Here is a 22,076-nt window from a genome sequence, read left to right on the forward strand (position 1 = left end):
CGTCATTTCCGCTCTCCGATCCGGGTCAGCAGGCCGCTGAAGACCACGGCCACGATCAGCACCACGCCCTGGAACAGGCCGGTGTAGAAGGAGGAGACGCCGCTGGAGAACAGCACCTTCTGCAACAGGGTGAGCGTCGCCGCCCCCATCACCGAGGCGAACAGCCCGCCGCGTCCGCCGCTCAGCGATGTGCCGCCCAGCGCCACGGCGGCGAAGGACAGCAGCAGCAGCGGCGTGCCGGAATTGGGATTGCCGGTCGCCGTCTGCGCGCTCAGCATCAGCCCGGCGAGGCCGTACAGCATGCCGGCGGCGACGAAGGTGAGGAAGCGGGTGCGCCTCACATTCACGCCGGAGAGAGCGGCGGCGGGCTCGTCGGCGCCGATGGCATAGAGCGCGACCCCATAGTTGGTGCGACGCACCAGCAGCCAGAGCCCGATCACCACGGCGACCACCAGCCCCGACACCGGCACGAAACCCCACAGCCGCCCGGTCAATTCGTCGGCGATCCAGTCGGAGACCGCCCCACCCGGCGCGTTGAGGATGACGAGCGCGATGCCCTGGCAGATGATCATGGTCGCCAGCGTGGCGGCGATGGACTGGAGCCGGAGATAGGCCACCAGCCAGCCATTCACCGCCCCCACGGCACCGCCGATGGCGAGGCAGAGCAGCAGCGAGAGCAGCGCACCGCCCGGCCCTTCCAGGGGATAGACGGCGAGCACGACATTGGTGAGCGAGATCACACCCGCGATCGAGAGATCGAAGCCGCGGCTCAGCACCACGAGCGTCTGCCCGGCCGCCGCGAGCGCCAGCGGGGCCGTGTTGTTCATCAGTGCGGCGATGGCGTAGCTGTCGAGCGCGCGCGGCTGCTGGTAGGCATAAAGTGCATAGAGCAGCACGTAGAGACCGAAGATCAGGCCGGCGCCCTGCGTCAGCCGCCAGAGACGGTGACGCGAGGCCAAGCCCGAACGAACAGCGGTAGGGGCGGACCCTGAGGCGCCCGCAGTGGCGATGTCGCTCATCGGGCATTCTCCGCGACGACGTGGGCGGGGGTGGCGGAGGGGGCGGGCGCACGGCCGGCCGGCGCATGCGGGTCATGGCCGATCATCGCCGCCACCAGCGTCTGCTCGGCGATGTCGTCACCCTGCAGCTCGCGGAACACCTGCCCGCCATAGAGAACGAGGCAGCGATCAGCCAGTTGGACGATCTCCGGCAGTTCCGAGGAATAGAAGAGAACCGAACCGCCGCGCTCGGCAAAGGCGCGGATGGCGGCATAGATGGATTCCTTGGTGCCGACATCGACGCCGCGCGTGGGGTCGAACAGCAGCAGCGTGCGCGCGCCGGTGGCCAGTGTGCGCGCCATCAGTGCCTTTTGCTGATTGCCGCCGGAGAGGTCGCCGATGGCGAAGCCGAGATAGCGCGGGTTCAGCGCCACCTGGTCCGCCGAAGGCTGCGCCGCCTTTTCCTCGTCGCGCCGGCCGATGAACCCCGCCCGGCCCACGCGCGGCAGGAGCGGCAGAACCACATTGGTGGCCGCCGACAGGCCGGCGAGGATGCCCTCCGTCTTGCGTTCCTCCGGGAGATAGCTGATGCCCGAGCCGCAGCGCAGCGCGGCGCGCGGGCTGCGATAGGCGGCCACCTTTCCGTCGACGCGGATCACGCCATCGGTCGGCGTCTCCAGCCCGGCGAGGAGGCGGAACAGACCGCGCTGACCCTGGCCTTCCAGCGCGGCGACGCCGAGTATTTCGCCCGCTCCGAGGTGCAGGCTAACCCCGCGCAGCCCGTGTCCGGCCAGATTCTCGACGGCAAGACGCGGCGCGCGGGCCGGGTCCGCCACCCGCGTGGGACGGCGTGCATGCTCGACCCGGTGGCCGACCATCATCTCGAAAATGTCGCCGTCGCTGGCGCTGCCGAGGCCCACCGTACCGATGGAGCGGCCATTGCGCAGCACGGTCGCCGACGAGCAGATTTCCCGCACTTCGGCGAGCCGATGCGAGATGTAGAGAATGGCGACGCCCCGCGCCCGCGCCTTGCCGATCTGTTCGAACAGCCAGTCCGTCTCGGCCAGCGAGGCGGTCGGCTCGTCGAGGATCAGCACGCGGCCGGCATTCTCGATCGCGCGGGCGATCTCGATGCGCTGGCGCTCGGCGAGCGGCAGATCGCCGACGCGCGCGGCCGGATCGATACGCGCGAGCCCGTGACGTTGCAGGATTTCCGCGCCACGGGCGATGACCTGGCGATGCGAGATGAGCGGCGAACCACGCCCCGCAAGAGCCGGCAGCAGGAAATTCTGCGCCACGCTCAGATTGGGGACGAGGCTCAGCTCCTGAAACGCCGTGGCGACCTCGCGCTTGCGCGCTTCGATGATGGAACGCGGCGCGTAGGTCTCGCCGTGCAGCCGCATCTCGCCACGATCCGGGATAACCGCGCCGGTGAAGATGCGCACGAGCGTGGACTTGCCCGCCCCGTTTTCGCCGAGCAGCGCATGAACCTCGCCGGCCTTCAGCGCGATATCCGCGTGTTCGAGCGCGACGGTCGCGCCATAGGACTTGCTGACGCCAGAGGCGCGCATTTCGCGAGACGAAGGGTGCCGCTCCCCGGTGTCGGGGCGACCTGTGGCGTCGATCATGTGAGTCCTCCCGTGCCCGGAGCCGCTCCACTAACGGGAACGTTCTCTGAGAACGTTCTCATTGTTGACGACGTTTCCGATCCCGGTCAAGCGCCCTCGGTCGATTTTGTCGCGACACTAGAAGGCCTGCGGCCGGACCTACGCCTCAACCCATTGAACCTGTGGGGATAACTTCCGCACCCTTTCGGGAGGGACAGGCGCCTTGGAGCCACCTTTTCTCCGTAGAGGGCTCACGCAGGAGAAAGGCCCTGCGGCCGAGCGCGGGAGGGTTGCCGAGCACCGGCTTCCCAAAGCACCCAGGCGTTGGAAATGTGCCGACGCCAGTAGGAAACCGTCGCGAAAACCGTCAAAATCTTCCAGAATCGATCATCCCACGTCGCGGACACTCCCGCACAGCGGTACGGAGGCGCCATGAACAGTCGCGAAAGCCAGGGTGACGGCGGCGAGGAGGCGCCGCGTGGGCGCGTGGAGATGATTCCGGCGAAACGGCGAGCGCTCATCCTGGAACGCCTTCGGCGCGAGGGCGCGGCGGGCATCCAGGAATTGGCCGATGCCATCAACGCCTCGCCATCGACCATCCGCCGCGATCTCGAACATCTAGTGAAGCAGGGCGCGCTGGAACGCACCCATGGCGGCGCCCTGCTGCAGAGCACCGCGCGCGCCACGTTCGAGCCCGACATCGCCCTCGCCGCGCAGCTGCGGCGCGAGGAAAAGAACGCCATCGCTGCCGCCGTCGCCGAGGAGCTCCGGCCCGGACAGAGCGTGATTTTCGACGCCAGCACGACGGTGCTTGCTGTGGCGCGCGCCGTCGCCGCCCGGCGGCTCCCGCTGACCGCCGTGACCAACAGCCTCGCCATCGCCCAGGTGCTGGCCGACGCCCCGGAGGTGCATCTCATCGTGCCGGGCGGCACGGTGCGGCCGGGATCGACGACGCTGGTCGGCCGGCCCGGGGAGGACTTCCTGCGCAGCCTGCATGCCGACATGGCTCTGCTCGGCACCCATGCCATCACCGGCAGGACGCTGACAGAGACCTCGCTCGATGTGGCGGCGATGAAGCAGGCGATGATTGCCGCGGCCCGGCACGTCATGGTGCTGGCGGATAGCTCGAAATTCACCGCGCCGAGCTTCTGCACCATCTGCGATGTCGCCGACATCCAGGAGATCGTCACCGATGACGGTATCGATCCCCTGGCGTTGGAAGAGTTGAGGCAGCTGAACGTCGTCCTGCGCGTCGTTCCCGTGCTGCGACAGGATCGCCGCCGTGTTTGAACGCACGGGACTGCGCATTCTCGCCGACGACCTGACCGGCGCGCTGGACAGTGCCGCCGCCTTTGCCACGCCCCGCTGCCCGATCCCGGTTCTCTGGGACCCCTTGCGTGCGCTGCCCCCCGTGGCGGCGATCGACGCGGGCACGCGAGAGATGAAGGGCGATGATGCGATCCGCCGCCAGGCCCGCTTCGCCGACTGGCTTCTCGACGGTGCGCCCGCCTTCAAGAAGATCGACAGCCTCCTGCGCGGCAATTGGGCGGCGGAGCTTGCCGCGCTCTCGACGCGGATGGCCGGCTGGCGCCTCGTCGTCGCTCCGGCCTTTCCCTTCCAGGGACGGGTCACCCGGGCGGGTTGCCAGTGGCAGAGGGAGTCCGCTCAGCCACTTTGGGGTGACATCGCCGCCACGTTGCGTACGGCGGGGCTGCTCCATGCCGACATCCGCGTACATGACGCCGAGACCGACGCCGATCTCGATGCCATCGTCGCGCGCGAGATGCGCGAGGATGGCCGCGTGCTGTGGGTCGGCACCGGCGGTCTCGCCGCCGCGCTCGCCCGGGCTCGGCCCACCTCGCCTCACGCCTCCGAGCCGCCGACGGAGGCACGGATGCGCAGCCCCTTGCTGGCACTCATCGGCTCGCATCATCCGGTCATGCGGGGGCAGATCGACCATGCCGCCGCGCCGGACCCGCGCCGGCATGTCCGGCTTTCGGCGGACCCGTCGGACATCGACGCAGTTCTTGAACGTCTCACGCAAGGCCTGTCCTGCATCGTCACCGTGGCCTTCGAGGGGACGCGTGCCGCGGCAGCTTCCGTCATTGCCGAGCGATTTGCGCAACTGCTCGTCCATTGCCCACCGCCCGGCACGCTGTTCGTGGCGGGCGGCGAGACGCTGCGGGACGTGGCCCAGGCCATAGGCGCTGACAGCCTCGCGGTGGAGGGCGCACGCGAGCCGGGGCTGGCCGTGTCGTATCTGCACGGCGGACGGTTCGAGGGCGTGCGCGTGGTCTCGAAGTCGGGCGGCTTCGGCCGTCCCGACCTGCTGCGCACTCTGTTCGACGAGGCGTCGGAGAACCGCTAACAACGCCGTTGCGCACGTATGATAACTTTTGATATCAAATGACGCATTCTGGAAAGAAGGTCGCTTTCATGGCTGTGCCGCGCCTTGCCATCACCATGGGAGATCCCGCCGGCATCGGCCCGGAAATCATCGCCAAGGCCGGCGCCCGCCTCGCGCCCCGCCTGCAGGCCGGCGAACTGTCGCTACTCGTCATCGGCAGCGTGACCGCCCTGCGCGCGGCGGAAGCCCTGCTCGCGACACAGCCGATCCCCGAGATTGAAGATGCCGCGCAGCCCGCGCCGCTCGCCATCCTGGCAGCCGGAATCGAGCGCGAACCGATCCGCCTCGGCCAGATGAGCGCGGAAGGCGGCCGCCTTGCCTATCTCGCCATCGAAAAGGCGGTCCGCCTCGCCCAGTCCGGGGCCATTGCGGGCCTCGTCACCGCGCCGCTCAACAAGGAGGCGCTCAATCTCGCCGGCTACGCCTATTCCGGGCACACCGACATGCTCGCCGACCTCACCGGCGCGCGCGATTCCGTCATGATGCTGGCCCATGGCGCGTTTCGCGTCAGCCATCTCACGACGCATGTCGCGCTGGCCGATGTCCCCTCAAAGCTCACGCCGGCGCGGCTTCGCCGCGTCATAGACCTGACGGCGGCCATGCTGCGTTCGCTCGGCATCCCGCATCCGCGCATCGGCATCGCCGCCCTGAACCCGCATGCCGGCGAAGGCGGCATCTTCGGCCGTGAAGATATCGACGTGACGGCCCCGCTGGTGGCGACCTATGAGGGCTCGGACATCACGGTGATCGGCCCGGTGCCCGGCGACACGGTCTTCGTCAAGCTGCGCGGGCGCAGCTACGATGCCGTGGTGGCGATGTATCATGATCAGGGCCATGTGCCGGTGAAGCTTCTCGGCTTCGACGTGGACCCGGCGACCGGGGAATGGAAGGCGCTGTCCGGCGTCAACATCTCCCTGGGGCTGCCGATCATCCGGACCTCCGTCGACCACGGCACGGCCTTCGACATCGCCGGCAAGGGCGTCGCCAATGAGGAAAGCCTGATCGAGGCGATCGACTTCGCGCTGGAACTGGCGCGTTCTCGCGCCGCTTGAGCCGCGCCCGCGCCCGCGCAGGCGCAGGCGCGAGCCTTGCTCATTGTCTGTGGGCGTCACCAGCGGCGAAGCCGCTAGGAGGACGTGGGCGCGTTGACCCACAGAATAGAGGCTGCCTTGCTGCCGCTGTTCCAGAACCGATGAGCAATATCGCTGTCGAAGGCAAAGCAGTCGCCCGCGTTCAGCACATAGCTCTTGTCGCCGATCTCAAGCTCCATCGAGCCGGAGACGACATAGCCGACCTCCTGCCCGTTATGCGAATAGGGCTCGTCTCCCGAACTCGCGCCGGGGTCGAGATTGACGAGAAAGGCCTTCAGCCGCGAAGCGGCGGGAGGGGTTATGATGACCTTCTCGAGGCCACGATTGCTGATCAGTAACTGGCCACGGCCGGAGCGGGTGACGAACGGATCCTCGCCGCCGCCCGAGACGGCGGGATCGAGAATCCAGGCCGGCGACACGCCAAGCGCTGTGCCCAGCCCGAACAGGGTTCGCACGGTCGGCGATGTCAGTCCGCGCTCGATCTGTGACAGCGTACCGATCGACAGGCCCGTCTTTTCCGAAAGCTGGGTCAGGGTCAGGCTGTTGGACAGCCGCAACGCCTTGATCCGGCGTCCGACCTCGCGCTGCGCCGTATCGATTTCGCGCTCGTTCTGCGCGGACGGCGTGGTCGGTTCGGCGGTTTCCGGCGTCATATGCATCCTCGGCAGAAGGGAAAGTGCGGCGAAGCGCCAACGATCAAAGCACGATTGCAGGGTCTTTCAACGGCTTGCCCCGCGCGAACCGGTCGATGGCGAAAGGCGCGATCCGGCTGTCGACTTCGCCCCTCGCAATCGCGCGCGCAAGAAGTATGCCGGTTCCCGGACCACCTGCCCAGCCATAGGACCAGCCGGCGCTGAACCATAGATCCTTGAGATCGGGGTGCTCGCCGATCAACGGAGCATAATCGGGCGTGGCGTGGATCAAACCGGCCCAGTGCCGCAGCACGCGCAGCGTGCGCAGCCGGGGGAAGAGCCGGGCGTAGACGGCGGCCGTTTGCGCCAGCACGGGAAGATCGGTGCTGAGGCTCATTCGCGGGCGCTCGGGCACCTCCGTGCCGCCAACCACCTCGCCACGTCCGGTCTGGTGCATGTAGCAGAGGCTGTCGATCAGCGCGATGGCGGGGCGGATGAGTGGGCGCACCGGCTCGAGCGCCATTGCCTCGATGCGCATGCCGAAGCCGGGCAGCGTCACGCCCGCCAGAGCGGCCACCTCCGGATTGTGGCCGCCGGCGGCCACCATCACGCTGTCCGCCGCGATGCGGTGTTCACCCACCGTGACGCCGGCGACCCGCCCGCCGGTGCGCTCGATGCCGGTGACCGGCGTGCGATAGCGCACCATGATGCCACGGTCCTCGCAGGCGTGAAGCAGGGCCTTCATCGCGGCATGATGAGGGGCGACGCCTCCCTCCGGCAGCATCAGCGCACATTTCACCTGCCGCCCGTCAATCGCCGGCAGCACCTCGGCTATCCGCGCGCCACGGATCATTTCATTGCGCACGCCGTATTGCGCATGAATGCCGGTGATGGAATGCAGCATGTCGGCGGTACGGTCGGTCTCCGCCACCATCATGTAGCCCCGCCGGGTGAACATGGCATTGTAACCGAGGCTGCGCGAAAGGCTCTGCCACGCCTGGTTGGAGTACTGGAACAGGCCGGTCCATTCGGGCGTGCCGAAACCGCCGCGGATCAGCGTGCCATTGCGGCCGGAGGCGCCACCCTGCCAGTAGCCGGCATCGAGAACCACCACCCCGGTGACCCCGAGTTCCGCGAGATTGAAGGCGCAGGCGAGGCCCTGGATGCCACCGCCGATGATGACGACGGACGCCTTGGAGGGAAGGTTGAGGGGGGAGGTGCTCATCGGTCGGGCTCCACCAGTCCGTGCAGGCCCGCGGCCTGCGCCACGGTGATGGCGCGACGCGGCGCGCGGTGGCTGGGGCGCGGCACCGCCTGGGCAGCCTGCGGTGCCGCCTTCGCGACGACGGCGGCGAGCATCTCCCAGCAGGGAAAGCCCTGGCAGGGGCCCATGCCACAGGAGGTCAGCCGCTTCAGCACCTCGAGATCGGTTTCACCCTCACGGATGCGGTGCAGGACCTCGCCAACCGTCACATCCATACAGGGGCAGACATAGGCATCCGCGTCGAGCCGCTCCGGCAGCAGGAGGCTGTCCGGGGCCGTTGCAGCCGCTCCGATGACGGACACCGAGGAACCGGCATCGGTGGAGGTTCCCAACTGGCCGAGACCCTCAGCCATGGCCTGAAAACCGAGCCCCGGATCGGCGCGCCAGGGCCCGGCATGCACTAGGCAGTCACAGGCGATACGGCGGTCGAGAACCGCACCTGTCACCGCGTTGCGACCGAGAATGCTCTGCAGCTTCCCGACGGACGCGACGGCAACGACATTGGCTCCCGCATTCTTCAGCCGCGTGGCGATCGCCGTCTCGGCGCCGGTGCCCACGACAACCACCCGCCGCCCGAGTGCGACACCCGCGTCGGCCGCCAGCGCCAGGGCGAAGTGCGCATCCACGACGCCCGGCAGATGGTTGCCGCGCACCAGAGGAGGAATGGAGCGACGACCAAGAGCCAGCACGGTGCGCCCCGGCGTGAAGACGAGCGCCCCCTGCCGCGGATCGAACGGCGCCGCCGCGACGAGCCCTCCCTTGCGATAAATGCCGAACACCTCGGTCCGGCTGAAGATGTCGACGCGCGGGTCGAGCGCCGGCAAGTCGGCGCCAACCGCCCGGGCGAAGCTGCCGGGCTCCCGCGAGAGTGAGACGAGGGCAACGGACCGTCCTTCGGCCACGGCCGCGTTCGCGGCGGTACGCCCGGCGACGCCGCCACCGACGACGAGAACGTCCACGGCGATACGACGTCCCTGCGGCAAGGGCCCCTCTTCGACATGCGTCGCGTCACCCACACCGGCGAGGAAGGCAAGCAGCCGCTCCCACGCGGTGAACAGGCGCGGATGGCGCGGCGCGAAAGCGCCATGCTCGAAGCCGCCATAGACGAGGCGCGCCGGCAACAGGCGCGCGGCACGCAGAAGATCGAAACGGGGGCTAGGCCAGGTGTTCTGCTCCGTCGCCCTCACCGGCTCGGCCAGAAACACGCGATCGAGGCGGGTGTTCGGGCGCCCGTCCACGCCGGCGAGACAACCGGCGATGAAGCTGCCCGAGGGCCCGAGCGGTCGGTGCCGCTTGCGCGTGCTCGCCGTCGTGCGGATGCCCGCCCGCCACAGCGCGGCCGCGAGGCTCTCCCCCGCCTGTCCGGCTACGGGGCGGCCGTTCCAAAAGAAGCTCACCGGCTCGTTCACAGCGCAGCCCCTCCAATCTTCAGAATGTTGCGAGTGTTCATCAATCTAGCATCCATAAAAATGAAAATGGCAACAGATTTTCATTTTTACGAAAATTGCTGTTGCCGTCCCGCGAGGCATGGTGGCAATCTAGCGCCAGGGCCGAGCGATGCGGCCGTTTCCAGAGGAATGTTCATGGACAAGGACAAGGGCAGCAGCTCGCGCCGTGCGGTACTCAAGGGCATGGGCATCGGCGCGGCAGGCCTCTTCACATCGGCGATGCCCGCCTGGGTGGGCACGGTCCGGGCCGCTGACGGCACGGTCCTGACGGTCGCCAGCTATGGCGGCGCCTATCAGGAGGCGCAGGCCAAGGCGATGTTCGACCGTCTGCCCCCGGGCCTCTCCGTTCGGCAGGACAGCCCGTCCAGCGATGCGAAGATCATCGCGATGGCCGATGCCGGCAATGTCACCTGGGATATCGTCGTCGCCGACAATTTCGGCCAGGCGGCCTAGGCCAAATGGCTTGAAGCCATCGACTACGGCGTCATCGACCGGGGCACTTTCCTGCCGGGTTATGCTGGCGACTACCGCCTCGGCGCAGATGTCGAGGGCACGGTCATCGCCTATCGTACCGACAAGTTCGACGGCAAGAAGCCGGTAGGTTTCACCGACTTCTTCGACGTGACGACGTTTCCCGGCAAGCGTGCGGTCTGGAAATATGCCTCGGGCGGCATTTTCGAGGCTGCGCTGCTCGCGGATGGCGTGGCGCCGAAAGATCTCTATCCGCTCGAGATCGACCGGGCGCTCAAGAAGCTCGACACCATCCGCGACCACCTGATCTGGTGGGAGACCGGCTCCCAGTCCGAACAGTTCCTGACCAGCGGCGAGGCCAGCATGGGTCTGGTGTGGGTGGGACGCGGCCTTCAGGCGGCGAAATCCGCCCCGGTCGCCATTGCCTGGGGTCAGTGGACGACCCAGAACGCCTATTGGGTCGTTCCCAAGGGCACGAAATACCGCAAGCAGGCGATGGAAGCGCTGAAGGTGTTCACCTCGCCGGAGGCACAGGCCGCTTTTGCCGCCCTCATGCCCTATGGCCCGACCAACAAGGCCGCCGTCCCGCTCATCGACAGCCCCTTCAAGGGCAATTTGCCCACGGATCATCTCGCGACGAAGGTGGAGGTCGACTACCAGTGGTGGTCGGCAAACGAAACCACCGTGAACGAGCGCTTCCAGGAATGGCTGCTGCTGTGACCGACCCCGCCTAGAGCGTTTTCGAGCGAAGTGGATACCGGTTCGCGTGAAGAAAACGCGACAAAACAAAGAATTAGATCATTTCACTGTTTCCGTGAAACGGTGAAATGATCTAGCCCCCGCGCGATCATACCCGGATGCCGGCTGTGACCGGCCGGCTTCGGGAGGCCGGACCAAGCCCGCGACGCGCGTGACGCGTGGCGCGGGCGGGCACGAAGAGAACACGATGTCAGCAGCCCATGCCCCTTCCGGAACGGACTTCGCCCATGGCGGCGCACCGGTGGCGCAGCCGGCCCGGCGGCGCCGCAGCGCGGTCGCCCTGCTCGGCGTGCCCGCGCTCCTGTTCCTCGCGGCGTTCTTCGTCTATCCGCTGGCGCTTGTGCTGGCCTCAAGCGTGCCGGAGGGCTCACTGGCGAATTACGCCCGCCTGTGGAGCACACCGCTCTACGGCCGGGTGATCCTGCAGACGTTCCAGACCTCTGCCATCGTGACCGTCATCTGCCTGCTGCTGGCCTACCCCTATGCCTATGCGATGGCGCGGGCAGGCCGCGTGCTGTTCGCCCTGCTGGCGATGTGCCTGCTGCTGCCCTTCTGGGTCAGCCTTCTGCTGCGCAGCTTTTCCTGGATGATCCTGTTGCAGGATAGCGGGCTGGTGAACCGGCTCCTGATGGACATTGGCCTCACCGACGCGCCGATCCAGCTCATCCGCAACAAGCTTTCCGTCATCATTGGCATGACGCACATCCTGCTGCCCTATGCGGTGCTGCCGATCTTCGCCGCCATGCGCAAGGTGGACATCAGGCTGATGGAGGCCTCGCGCATCTGCGGCGCCGGGCCGATGCGCTGCTTCTTCAAGGTCTACCTGCCGCTCACCCTGCCCGGCGTCTATGCCGCCGCGCTGCTCAGCTTCACCCTCGCGCTCGGCTTCTACATCACGCCCGCTCTGCTCGGCAGCCCGCGCGACACCATGATCGCCCAGCTCGTCGCGGCGCAGGTGACGGAATTGCTCAATCTCGGCTTCGGCAGCGCCCTGGCGGCCGTCCTGCTGCTGGCGACCGCCGCCATCTTCGCGGTGGCGGGCCTGATGATCCGGCTGGGGCGCCCCCACACGAGGGTTTCACGGCCATGAAGCTCCGCTCGCTCCTTGCTGCGATCGCGTTCTGGACGCTCATCCTCGCCATCGCCCTGTTTCTTCTCCTGCCCACTCTGGTGATCGTGCCGATCTCCTTCGCCGCCGACACGGTGATCCGTTTCCCGCCGGAAGGCTTTTCGCTGCGCTGGTATGAGAACGTGCTCGCCAATCCGGCATGGCGGGCGGCGACCGTCACCAGTCTCCAGACGGCCATCGGCACCGCTTGTCTTTCCATGGCGCTCGGCACGGCGGCGGCCATTTTCCTCTATCGCACCGAATTCCGCGGCAAGGCCATCGTGCAGGGCCTCCTGCTCAGCCCGCTGGTGACGCCGGTGATCGTTCTCGCCGTCGGCGTCTATCTCGTCTTCGCGCGCTGGGGCCTGTCGGGCACGCTCGCCTCACTCGTCATTGCCCACACCGTGCTCGCCCTGCCCTTCGTCGTGGTTTCGGTGACGGCGAGCCTGCATGCCGTCAACGGCAACCTCGAACTCGCGGCGCTCGGGCTGGGCGGGAGCCGCCTTTATGTGTTCCGCCGGATTCTGCTGCCGCTGATCGCGCCGGGCGTCGTGTCGGGCGGCATATTTGCCTTCATCACCTCCTGGGACGAGGTGGTGATGGCGATTTTCCTCACCGACCCCGGACTGCGCACCGTCCCGGTGCTGATCTGGAGCCAGCTGCGCGCCGAGCTCGACCCGACCATGGCCGCCGTGGGCACCATACTCATCGCCATCTCCGCGCTCGGTCTCGGCGCCATAACCCTGCTCTAGACACGGAACGCGTGATGCCCTCCCCCGCTGAAACCGCGCCTCACGCGCTCGAGCTCGCCGGCGTCTGCAAGAACTTCGGCCACGTTGCCGCCCTGTCCGACATTGCGTTCACTCTGAACAAGGGCGAGTTCCTGACCATGCTCGGCCCCTCCGGCTCCGGCAAGACCACGACGCTGCGCATCATTGCCGGCTTCATGGAGCCGGACAGCGGCGACGTTCGCATGCATGGCGAGAGCGTCGCCCACGCGCCGCCCAACAAGCGCAATATCGGCATGGTGTTTCAGGACTACGCGCTGTTTCCGCATATGAGCGTCGCCGAGAACGTCGCCTTCCCGTTGCTGGCGCGCGGCTGCGATCGCCGGACGGGGGCCAGGAAGGTGGAGGCGATGCTCGAGGTCGTCGGCCTTGCCGGCTTCGGCCCGCGCTCCATCCGGCAGATGTCCGGCGGCCAGAGTCAGCGCGTGGCTCTGGCACGGGCCCTCGTCTTCGGGCCGGAACTGGTGCTGCTCGACGAGCCGATGGCCGCCCTCGACAAGAAGCTGCGCGGCAGCATGCAGACGGAAATCCTGCGCATCGTCAAGCAATTGGGCGCGACCGTCATTTCGGTCACGCACGATCAGGAAGAAGCTCTTGTCATGAGCGACCGCATCGCGCTGTTCGAGAGCGGCCGTCTGGTGCAGATCGGCACTCCGCAGGAATTGTATGAGAGGCCGTCGACCTCCTTCGTCGCCGACTTCATCGGCGAAGCCAATATTCTCAGCGGCACCGTCGGCGCGGGCGGCACACTCATCGGAGCGGGCTGGCGCTGTACGGCGCCGGCACAGCGGCTCGGGCCGCCGGGTCAGGCTGTGCGCGTCGCGATCCGCCCGGAGAAGATCCATGTCGATGCCTCCGGCACCGTCGAGGCGGTTGTCCGCCAGAGCGTCTATCTCGGCGTGGAGTACCGCCTGCTCCTGACATTGCCGGACGGCGCCGCCTTGCAGGTGCGCAGCCGGGACATGCAGCAGATCCAGGACCTGCACCCGGGCGCGTCGGTGCGCCTTGCCTGGGCGCCGGAGGACGTCATCGTCCTGCAGGGGGCCTGAGAGGCGATGCCATGCGATCATGCGCGAGGAGCGTGTCGGTGAGCCATTCCGATCCCGGGCACGCCCGCAGGGCGGATCGCGATCCGCGCGACGCCGACACCGTCTACGCGTCGTCCGCGGGGCCCGAACCGCTTGCGCCGCCTCTGTCCGGCCAGCTGCGCGCCGACATCGTGGTGATCGGCGGCGGGATCACCGGGCTGTCTGCGGCCTATCATCTGGCCCGCGCCGGCGCGGATGTCGCACTGATCGAGGCCCGCAGCGTCGGCTGGGGGGCTTCGGGCCGCAATGGCGGGCAGATCAATGCCGGGCTCAAGCACGAACCTGCCGAGATCGAGAAGACCTTCGGCCCGGACCTTGGCTCCCGGATGGTCGCGTTCTCCGGCTCCGCGCCGGACAAGGTCTTCCGCCTCGTCGAGGAGGCCGGGATCGCGTGCGACGCCAAACGCACCGGCACCCTGCGCGCCGCCTTCAGCGGCGGCTCCGTCGATTTCCTGCAGCGCGCGACGGCCGAACTGCAGCGGCGGGGAGCCCCCGTCCAATGGCTTGATCGTGCAGCCGTGCAGGAGGCGACGGGCACCGATCGCTACGTCGCCGCCGCTCTCGACCGGCGCGGCGGGTCGCTCAACCCCCTCGCCTATAGCCGTGGCCTTGCCCATGCCGCCACAACAGCCGGTGCGCGGCTTTTTGCCCACACGCCAGCGTCGGCGCTGACGCGGCGCGCCGGCGGGTGGACGGTTCGGACCTCCGGCGGCCAGATCGATGCCGACCGGGTGATCCTCGGGACCAATGGCTACACGGACGATCTCTTTCCCGGCCTCAAACGCTCGGTGGTGCCGGTCTATGGCGGCATCGTCGCTTCCGAGCCTCTGTCTTTGGCTGCGGCAGCCGGCATCCTGCCCGGTCGCCACGTCCTCTATGAGCACGAATCGATCACCGTCTATTATCGGCTCGATTCAGCCAATCGCCTGCTTATCGGTGGGCGCAGCCGGCTGCGGCCACTGCACGGCCCGGCGGGGTTTCCCGATCTCATGCGCTACGCGAAGCGGCTGTGGCCGTTTCTCGGCAACATCCGCTGGACGCATGGTTGGAACAGTCAACTCGCCATCACAGCCGACTATTATCCCAACCTTACCGCGCCGGCTCCCGGTCTCATGGCATGCATCGGCTACAATGGCCGCGGCGTCGCGATGGCGACGGCCATGGGCGGCGAACTCGCCCGCTGGGCAACCGGCGCTGAGCCGGATACCCTCGACATGCCGGTGCGTCCCGCGAGGGCCTTCCCGTTCCACAGCTTGTGGCCGATCGGTGCTTCGATACGCATAGCCTATGGCCGGGCGCGCAATGCGCTCGGCATCTGAGCCGCCTTCACAGAGACGAGGCATTCCATGACGTCCCGCTATCTCACCTTCTACATTGACGGCGCTTTCGTCGATCCGGCGGCCAGCCGGACGCTCGACGTGATCGATCCCGCCACCGAGCAACCGTTCGCCACCATCTCGCTCGGCGGGCAGGCCGACGTGGATCATGCCGTCGCCGCCGCCAAGGCCGCCTTCGCCCATTTCCAGTTCACGTCCAAGCAAGAGCGTCTCGCGCTTCTTGAGGCGCTGCTCGCGGTCTATGAGCGCCGCTACGAAGATGTCGCCCAGGCAATCAGCCGCGAAATGGGTTCGCCGATCGCGCGTGCTCGCGACTCCCAGGCCTATGCCGGGCTCGGGCACCTCAAGGCGACCATCGAGGCCTTTCGGCGCTTCGAGTTCGACGAGACGCGCGGCACCACGCGGGTCACGCATGAGCCGGTGGGCGTCGTCGGGTTGATCACCCCTTGGAACTGGCCGCTCAACCAGATCATGTGCAAGGTGGCGCCGGCCATCGCCGCCGGCTGCACCATGGTGCTGAAGCCGAGCGAGATCGCGCCGATCTCCGGCATGGTCTTCGCGGAGATCGTGCATGAGGCGGGCCTCCCGCCGGGGGTGTTCAACCTCGTGAATGGCACGGGGCCGGAAGTCGGCGCCGCGCTTTCCTCGCACCCGGACATCGACATGGTGTCGTTCACCGGCTCGACCCGCGCCGGCATCGACGTCGCCCGCAACGCCGCGGCGACCGTCAAGCGCGTGGCCCAGGAGCTTGGCGGCAAATCGGCCAATATCGTGCTGCCGGACGCCGATCTCGAAACCGCCGTGTCCCAGGGCGTGCTCGCCTGCTTCTCCAACACGGGACAGTCCTGCGATGCCCCGACCCGCATGCTCGTGCCGGCCGCACGGCACGCGGAAGCGCTGGAGATCGCCCGCCGCACCTCCGAGACCGTGCGCGTCGGCTCCCCGACCGATGTCGAGACCCAGATCGGGCCGCTGGTCAGCGATGTGCAGTTTGCCAAGGTGCAGGCGCTCATTCAGGCTGGCATCGACGAGGGCGCGACGCTTGTCATCGGCGGCACCGGCAAGCCGGCCGGGCTTGAGACGGGGTACTATGTGAAGCCCACCGTGTTCGGCGACGTGAAGCCGGGCATGCGCATCGAGCGCGAGGAGATCTTCGGGCCGGTCTTGTCGATCATCCCCTATGAGACGGTCGATGAAGCGATCAGCATCGCCAACGATACGCTCTACGGCCTCGCCGCCTATGTGCAGGGCACGGATCTCGACGAGGCGCGCCGCGTCGCCGGCCGGCTGCGCGCCGGTTCCATCTATCTGAACTATCCGGACTGGGACCTGTTCGCGCCGTTCGGCGGCTACAAGCAGTCGGGCAATGGTCGCGAATACGCGGATTTCGGCCTGCGTGACTTCCTGGAAATCAAGGGCATCGTCGGCTACGGCTGAAACGCACCCTGACACGTCGGTCGCCGTCTAGGGCTTTGCCTTTGGCGGCGTTCCGGTGTCATGGTCAACCTGACTCACCCGCACCGTGCTCAACGACGCTCGGCGGCGCTCGCGCGGCGGCGCTGCACCAGGCAACGGCCGGTGAACTCCGGTTCACCGGCCGCCCCCCTAGAAGAAACCCTTCGCCGGCAGCTTGGTCCCGTTCGCCTCGAAGGCACCGATGGCAGCGGCCTTGGTGACGCCGGGATTATGGGTGGCGAGCGTGCGGGCGTTGCGCCAGTGGCGGTCGAGATTGCGGGCGCGGCTGGCGGCGCTGGCACCGGCGAGATCGAACAGGCGCCCGCCGGCACGGATGGCGAGTTCGTCGACGATCAGCTTGGCCTTCGCCGCGGCGAGCGCGGCCTCATGCGCGAGGCTTTCGTCGTCGCGTCCACTGTCCCGGGCGGCTCCGACGGCATCGAGCGCCTCGGCGGCGGCCAGCACCGCCGCCTCCGCCGCGAAGGCATCAGTGGCGAGGTCGCCGAGCACCTGAAGCAGCAGCGGGTCTTCCGCCGGCCGCTCCGCCGTGGCGTAATAGAAGGTGCGGCTGCGCCCCAGCAGCAGGCGCCGCGCATCGTTGAGCACGGCGCGGGCGATGCCGGCAACGATGGCGGTTACATAGAGCTGCGCCAGCGTGTTCGAATAGGCAAGGCCGTAGCCGATGCCGTCAGCGTCAAACACGACCTCCGCTGCCTCGGCGCGGACATTGCGGAAATGGCCGGTGCCGGAGGCGGTGAGACGTTGGCCAACACCGTCCCAATCGTCGACGATCTCGATCCCCTCGCGCGCCACCGGAATGATGACCGAAGCCAGCCGCTCATCCGGCGTCGCCGCGCGCACGAGCATATAGTCGGCATAGAGGGTGCCGGTGGTGTAGTATTTCGTGCCGTCAAGCCGGAAGCCGTCGCCGTCAGGCGTAAGCGTGGTCGATGGCAGCACGCCGCCGGCGCTCCTGGAACCAAGCTCGATATTGCCCAGGCCGAAAATCGCCCCGCCCGCCACCGCCTCCTGCCAGCGAAGGCCCTGCCCTTCGCGCGCGCGCCGCACATAGATCTCATTAACCGAAAAGTGGTTGCGGAAGATGTGCGCAACATTGGAATCCGCCGCGGCAAGGCGGATGACGATCTTCAGCAACTGCCGGAAGGTGAGCCCGGCATCGTCCGGGCGCGGCAGGCGCAGCGCGCCATAGCCGGCCTCGCGCAGCAGCGCCACCTCGGCAAAAGGCAGGATACGCTCGCGCTCACGCTCGGCGGCCCCCTCCTCGATCCGGTCGAACAGCGGCTGAAGACGGGCGAGCGCCGCCTCGCCATCGGCGGGCGGACGCAGGGCGAGCGCGTCGAGCGGCTTGTTCATGACACCCTCACACCACAGCCACGTAGTCGGTGACCTTCACCTGCTCCGGCAGCACCTCCGCCCCAGGGCCGGCCGCGCCGCCCGCGCGAACCGACAGGACCCCCCATGCCGCACATCAGCCCCGCACAGACCCAAGGCGACGGCCTCAACGTGCTCTGGTTCCTGCCCACCCATGGCGACGGGCGCTATCTCGGCACCGCGCTCGGCGCCCGCGAGACCGATATCGACTATCTCCGCCAGGTCGCCCAGGCCGCCGACCGGCTCGGCTATTACGGCGTGCTCATTCCCACGGGAAAGAGCTGCGAGGACAGCTGGCTGGTGGCCTCCGCGCTGGCACCCGCGACCAAGCGGCTGCGCTATCTCGTGGCGGTGCGCCCAGGCCTTGCCTCCCCCACCCTCTATGCCCGCATGACGGCAACCCTCGACCGCATCTCCGACGGGCGGCTGCTCATCAACATCGTCACCGGCGGCGACCCGGTGGAGAATGCCGGCGACGGCATCTTCCTCAATCATGACGAGCGCTACGAGGTGACGGACGAGTTCCTCACCGTCTATCGCCGCCTGCTGGCCGGCGAGCACGTCACCTATTTCGGCAAGCACATCAAGGTCGACGACGCGCATCTGCTCTTTCCCCCGCTTCAGGAGAACGGCCCGGCGCTGTATTTCGGCGGCTCGTCGGAGGCGGCGAACAAGGTCGCGGCCGAGCATGTCGACAAATACCTCACCTGGGGCGAGCCGCCGGCGGCGGTGGAAGCCAAGATCAAACAGGTGCGCGCGCTGGCCGAGGCCGAGGGCCGCAAGGTCTCCTTCGGCATCCGCCTGCATGTCATCGCCCGCGAAACCGACGCCAAGGCGTGGGAGGCGGCGGACGAGTTGATCGGCCATCTCGACGACGCCACCATCGCGGCGGCGCAGAAAGTGTTCTCGCGGCTCGATTCCGTCGGCCAGTCGCGCATGCAGGCGCTGCATGGCGGGCGGCGTGATAAGCTCGAGGTCAGCCCGAATCTGTGGGCCGGCGTCGGGCTGGTGCGCGGCGGGGCCGGCACGGCATTGGTCGGCTCGGGGCAGACGGTGGCGGCGCGCATGCAGGAATATGCCGATCTCGGCATCGACAGCTTCATCCTCTCCGGCTACCCGCACCTCGAAGAGGCCTACCGGGTCGCCGAACTCGCCCTGCCGCGCCTCAAGCTCAACCACACCCTCGCCAAGCCCAGCGGCACCGTGAACACCGGACCCTTCGGCGAGACCATCGCCAATGACTACAGACCCGCCCCGCGCGCGGCCCAGTCGTGAAAGCGGCAATGCCGGCCCGTGGGACCCTTGCGCGGGCCGCCGTCGCCGGGCGGCCCTGCGTCAGATGGCGTGGGCGGCATAGAGTTCCGTGAGCACGCCCGACTTCATCCGGGCGAGTTCCGGGTCGCGGCGGTCGCGCGGGCGGGAAAGCCCGACCTTGAGCGTATCGCGCACCACGCCGGGATGGGCGCCCATGGTGACGACCCGATCGGCGAGAAACAGCGCTTCGTCGACATCATGCGTCACCAGGATGAGGGTGATGGCATGCTGACGCGCGACTGACACCAGCAGGTCCTGCAGCTTCATCCGGGTGAAGGCGTCCACCGCGCTGAACGGCTCGTCGAGCAGGAGCAGGCGCGGCTGGGTGTTGAGGCTGCGGGCGATGGAAGCGCGCTGCGCCTGCCCGCCGGACAGTTCCTTGGGCAGCGCCCGCTCGCGTCCCGCGAGCCCCACCTCCGCCAGCAGCGCCGAGACGCGCGATGGGTTTGCGGAGCCGGCGCCGAAACCGACATTGGCGGCGACATCGAGCCAAGGAAACAGCCGTGGCTCCTGAAAGACGAAGCCGATCTCGCGGTTCAGCCCGCTCTGGCGCAGGCCGGCGAACACCACCTCGCCATCATAATCCCGATCGAGACCGGCAATGATGCGAAGCAGCGTGCTCTTGCCGCAGCCGCTGGGGCCGACCAGCGCGACGATCTCGCCCTCATCTACCGACAGGTCGATATGGCGCAGCACGGCCGTGGTGCCGAAGCGCTTGGCGGCCACGCGCACCCGCAACAATTCGCTCATCACAGGCCTCCTCAGCCGAGCCGGGTCTCGAAGGAATCGCGCCAGTGCAAGGCACGCCGCTCCAGCCGCTTCAGCAGCGTGTCGGACAGTTTGCCGAGCAGGGCGAGCATCAGGATGGCGGCGATGACGATGTCGGGACGGCTCACTTCCCGCCCGTCAGTCAGCAGGTAACCTATGCCCTGGGTGGCGGCGATCAGCTCGGCGGCGACCAGGCACATCCAGGCGAGGCTGAGGCCCTGGCGCAGGCCGGTGAACAGGCTCGGCAACGCCGCTGGCAGGAAAATGCGGCGCACCAGCGCCACCGGGCCCAGCCCATACATCTCGCCGACCTCGACCAGCTTGCGGTCGACATTGCGGATGCCGGCGATGAGGCCGAGATAGACCGGAAAGAACGAGCCGATGGCGATAAGCGTCACTTTCGGCCCCTCATCAATACCTAGCCAGAGCAGCAGCAGCGGCACCCAGGCAAGGCCGGGTATGGCGCGCAGGGCCTGAAAGGTGGGGTCGAGCAGCGATTCCGCCCGCCGGTTCAGCCCGACAAGCGCACCGATCGGCACGGCAAGCACGACGCCGAGCGCATAGCCCGCCAGCACCCGCGCCGTCGAGACCGCGAGATGGGTGACAAGCCCCTGGTCGTAGAGTTCGCGGAAGGTCTCAAGGATGGCGCTCGGCGGCGGCATCAGCCGCGCCGGCACCAGGCCGAAGGCGACGGCCGCCTCCAGCCCGCCCAGCGCCAGCGCCGGCACCAGCAGGCCCCAGAGATTGAGGCCCGGCAGACGCAGGCGGGCGGGGAGCGGCGTGGCCCTCGCCTCGCGCGCCTGGCGTTCAGACAGATCCGTCACTGCCCCTTCGCCTTCGCCTGGGTTTCCACCGCGACCCGGGCGAAGCGGTCATCCACCAGCTCGGCGATGTACTTGTCGAGGTCGGTTCCCTTGCGGACGATTTCCTCCTGCAGCAGCAGCGGCGCGGTGGCCTTGAGCGTGCCGAGATGCTGCTCGTCCGGGATCGCCTTGGTGAAATTGGCGCGAGTGAACTGCTGCCGGATCACCGGCTCGGACTGCTTCGAGGCCTCGGCGACGATGGCGATGGCCTCGTCGGGATGGGCGAGAATCCACAGCCGCGCCCGCTCATAAACGTTCAGCACGCGCTGGAGATGCTGCGGGTATTTCGCGATGAAGGTGTCTGTCGTGTTGAGGAAGCCGTAGCTGGAGAAGGCGGGGTTACGGTAGATGGTCTTGCTGCCGGCCTCCAGCTCGGTGGCGGCGATGAACGGGTCGAGCCCGGCCCAGGCATCGACGTCGCCGCGCTCCAGCGCGGTGCGCCCTTCCGGGTGCTGGAGATGGACAATCTGCACGTCGTTCTTGTTCAGGCCGTGCGCGTTGAGCGCGCGCAGCAGGAAGAAGAACGGGTCGGTGCCCTTGGTCGCCGCCACCTTCTTGCCCTTCAGCTCCGGCACGGAGGTGATGGTCGAATCCTTCGCCACCAGCAGCGTCGAGGCCTCCTGGGTGTTGAAGATGTAGACGGTCTTCACCGGCTGGCCGTTCGCCCGGCTCACCAGAGCGGAAATGCCGGACGTGGAGGCGAAGTCCGAACTGCCGCTGTTGAGATATTCCAGCGCCCGGTTGCTGCCCTGGCTGAGCACCCATTTGACGGTGATGCCGTCCGGCTTGAACTCCTCTTCCAGCCAGCCGAATTTTTTGATGACCAGGCTCTCCGGCGAGTAATAGGCATAGTCGAGCTTGATCTCGCTTGGCGCCTCTTCCGACCGCGCCGGCGCAGCGACGCCAAGGGCGAAGACCGCCGCGGCCATCAACCCCACCCCAAGGAGCGCGCGACGGATCGGGTGGGGGACAGAAAGGTCGCTCGGCGTCATGTCAGGGCCTCGGATCATCGAATGGCGGGGACGAGAACGACACACATAAACTCGATAGATTTAATAGACAATAGATACGTGCGCATTGGGGCTGCCCGCCCTTCGGAAACGAGCCCGCATGCGCCTATCTGAGCCGGATGCCGTTTGCGGTCCTTCGCCGACCCGTGGGAAGCCCCCTGCAAGGCGGCCCGCGTTGAGGATCACACGTCCACGACCTGCGCGGGACGAGCGTTACCATGCTCTTTCAGGCCGGGCACACCCTGCGCCGCGCGCGGGAGATCTCGACACGCACCT

At 67.8% G+C, this 22,076-nt stretch carries 20 protein-coding genes; 11 read left to right on the forward strand and 9 right to left on the reverse strand.

Annotation, left to right across the window (positions count from 1 at the left end):
* Positions 1-2 precede the first annotated feature (2 nt).
* On the reverse strand, positions 3-1,019 hold the full coding sequence (locus tag ACP2AH_RS14455; RefSeq protein WP_425106443.1) for an ABC transporter permease: 1,017 nt from the start codon (positions 1,017-1,019) through the stop codon (positions 3-5).
* Positions 1,016-2,626, reverse strand: coding sequence for a sugar ABC transporter ATP-binding protein (locus tag ACP2AH_RS14460; protein ID WP_425106444.1), 1,611 nt, complete (start codon positions 2,624-2,626; stop codon positions 1,016-1,018). The genes ACP2AH_RS14455 and ACP2AH_RS14460 overlap by 4 nt, the downstream gene beginning before the upstream one ends.
* A 411-nt stretch (positions 2,627-3,037) precedes the next feature.
* Between ACP2AH_RS14460 and ACP2AH_RS14465 the strand changes: the two genes are divergently transcribed.
* The 3 genes from ACP2AH_RS14465 to pdxA all read left to right on the forward strand — a co-directional run bounded on the left by ACP2AH_RS14465 (position 3,038) and on the right by pdxA (position 6,064).
* Complete coding sequence (locus ACP2AH_RS14465) at positions 3,038-3,895, forward strand: DeoR/GlpR family DNA-binding transcription regulator (protein ID WP_425106445.1); 858 nt, start codon at positions 3,038-3,040, stop codon at positions 3,893-3,895.
* Positions 3,888-4,973, forward strand: coding sequence for a four-carbon acid sugar kinase family protein (locus ACP2AH_RS14470; RefSeq protein ID WP_425106446.1), 1,086 nt, complete (start codon positions 3,888-3,890; stop codon positions 4,971-4,973). The genes ACP2AH_RS14465 and ACP2AH_RS14470 overlap by 8 nt, the downstream gene beginning before the upstream one ends.
* A 68-nt stretch (positions 4,974-5,041) precedes the next feature.
* Entirely contained in the window at positions 5,042-6,064 is a 1,023-nt protein-coding gene (pdxA, locus tag ACP2AH_RS14475) for a 4-hydroxythreonine-4-phosphate dehydrogenase PdxA (RefSeq protein ID WP_425106447.1), read from the forward strand.
* Between the two features lie 74 nt (positions 6,065-6,138).
* Here pdxA and ACP2AH_RS14480 read toward each other — a convergent pair whose 3' ends face one another.
* From ACP2AH_RS14480 to ACP2AH_RS14490, 3 genes are read right to left on the reverse strand one after another with little or no spacing between them, the layout of a single operon-like run.
* Positions 6,139-6,756 carry a helix-turn-helix domain-containing protein gene (locus ACP2AH_RS14480; protein WP_421698159.1) on the reverse strand — a complete coding sequence of 206 codons (618 nt, stop codon included), beginning with the start codon at positions 6,754-6,756 and terminating at the stop codon, positions 6,139-6,141.
* A gap of 43 nt (positions 6,757-6,799) precedes the next feature.
* Entirely contained in the window at positions 6,800-7,960 is a 1,161-nt protein-coding gene (locus tag ACP2AH_RS14485; protein WP_425106448.1) for an NAD(P)/FAD-dependent oxidoreductase, read from the reverse strand.
* Positions 7,957-9,408, reverse strand: coding sequence for a 2Fe-2S iron-sulfur cluster-binding protein (locus tag ACP2AH_RS14490; protein WP_425106449.1), 1,452 nt, complete (start codon positions 9,406-9,408; stop codon positions 7,957-7,959). The genes ACP2AH_RS14485 and ACP2AH_RS14490 overlap by 4 nt, the downstream gene beginning before the upstream one ends.
* Before the next feature lie 174 nt (positions 9,409-9,582).
* On the opposite strand from ACP2AH_RS14490, the gene ACP2AH_RS14495 reads away from it, so the two are divergent.
* From ACP2AH_RS14495 to ACP2AH_RS14525, 7 genes are all read left to right on the forward strand, one after another.
* Positions 9,583-9,900: a hypothetical protein gene (locus tag ACP2AH_RS14495; protein ID WP_425106450.1), complete on the forward strand. Its 318-nt coding sequence runs from the start codon at positions 9,583-9,585 to the stop codon at positions 9,898-9,900.
* Between the two features lie 51 nt (positions 9,901-9,951).
* Positions 9,952-10,638: an extracellular solute-binding protein gene (locus ACP2AH_RS14500; protein WP_425107045.1), complete on the forward strand. Its 687-nt coding sequence runs from the start codon at positions 9,952-9,954 to the stop codon at positions 10,636-10,638.
* A gap of 226 nt (positions 10,639-10,864) precedes the next feature.
* Positions 10,865-11,767 carry an ABC transporter permease gene (locus ACP2AH_RS14505; RefSeq protein WP_425106451.1) on the forward strand — a complete coding sequence of 301 codons (903 nt, stop codon included), beginning with the start codon at positions 10,865-10,867 and terminating at the stop codon, positions 11,765-11,767.
* Positions 11,764-12,537, forward strand: a complete 774-nt coding sequence (locus ACP2AH_RS14510; RefSeq protein WP_425106452.1) for an ABC transporter permease — start codon at positions 11,764-11,766, stop codon at positions 12,535-12,537. Before ACP2AH_RS14505 ends, ACP2AH_RS14510 begins: the two co-directional genes overlap by 4 nt.
* A 14-nt stretch (positions 12,538-12,551) precedes the next feature.
* Entirely contained in the window at positions 12,552-13,622 is a 1,071-nt protein-coding gene (locus ACP2AH_RS14515) for an ABC transporter ATP-binding protein (protein WP_425106453.1), read from the forward strand.
* A 38-nt stretch (positions 13,623-13,660) separates the two neighbouring features.
* On the forward strand, positions 13,661-14,980 hold the full coding sequence (locus ACP2AH_RS14520) for an NAD(P)/FAD-dependent oxidoreductase (RefSeq protein ID WP_425106454.1): 1,320 nt from the start codon (positions 13,661-13,663) through the stop codon (positions 14,978-14,980).
* 27 nt (positions 14,981-15,007) lie between these two features.
* Positions 15,008-16,435: an aldehyde dehydrogenase family protein gene (locus ACP2AH_RS14525; RefSeq protein WP_425106455.1), complete on the forward strand. Its 1,428-nt coding sequence runs from the start codon at positions 15,008-15,010 to the stop codon at positions 16,433-16,435.
* A gap of 168 nt (positions 16,436-16,603) precedes the next feature.
* Here ACP2AH_RS14525 and ACP2AH_RS14530 read toward each other — a convergent pair whose 3' ends face one another.
* On the reverse strand, positions 16,604-17,827 hold the full coding sequence (locus tag ACP2AH_RS14530) for an acyl-CoA dehydrogenase family protein (protein WP_425106456.1): 1,224 nt from the start codon (positions 17,825-17,827) through the stop codon (positions 16,604-16,606).
* A gap of 105 nt (positions 17,828-17,932) precedes the next feature.
* On the opposite strand from ACP2AH_RS14530, the gene ssuD reads away from it, so the two are divergent.
* Positions 17,933-19,120, forward strand: coding sequence for an FMNH2-dependent alkanesulfonate monooxygenase (ssuD, locus tag ACP2AH_RS14535; protein ID WP_425106424.1), 1,188 nt, complete (start codon positions 17,933-17,935; stop codon positions 19,118-19,120).
* A gap of 60 nt (positions 19,121-19,180) precedes the next feature.
* Here the strand turns inward: ssuD and ACP2AH_RS14540 are convergent, their stop codons facing one another.
* From ACP2AH_RS14540 to ACP2AH_RS14550, 3 genes are read right to left on the reverse strand one after another with little or no spacing between them, the layout of a single operon-like run.
* Complete coding sequence (locus tag ACP2AH_RS14540) at positions 19,181-19,909, reverse strand: ABC transporter ATP-binding protein (protein WP_425106457.1); 729 nt, start codon at positions 19,907-19,909, stop codon at positions 19,181-19,183.
* An 11-nt stretch (positions 19,910-19,920) separates the two neighbouring features.
* On the reverse strand, positions 19,921-20,751 hold the full coding sequence (locus ACP2AH_RS14545; protein WP_425106458.1) for an ABC transporter permease: 831 nt from the start codon (positions 20,749-20,751) through the stop codon (positions 19,921-19,923).
* Positions 20,748-21,719, reverse strand: a complete 972-nt coding sequence (locus tag ACP2AH_RS14550; protein ID WP_425106459.1) for an aliphatic sulfonate ABC transporter substrate-binding protein — start codon at positions 21,717-21,719, stop codon at positions 20,748-20,750. The genes ACP2AH_RS14545 and ACP2AH_RS14550 overlap by 4 nt, the downstream gene beginning before the upstream one ends.
* Positions 21,720-22,076: the final 357 nt, after the last annotated feature.

The organism is Ancylobacter sp., from assembly GCF_965249975.1.
Taxonomy (GTDB): domain Bacteria; phylum Pseudomonadota; class Alphaproteobacteria; order Rhizobiales; family Xanthobacteraceae; genus Ancylobacter.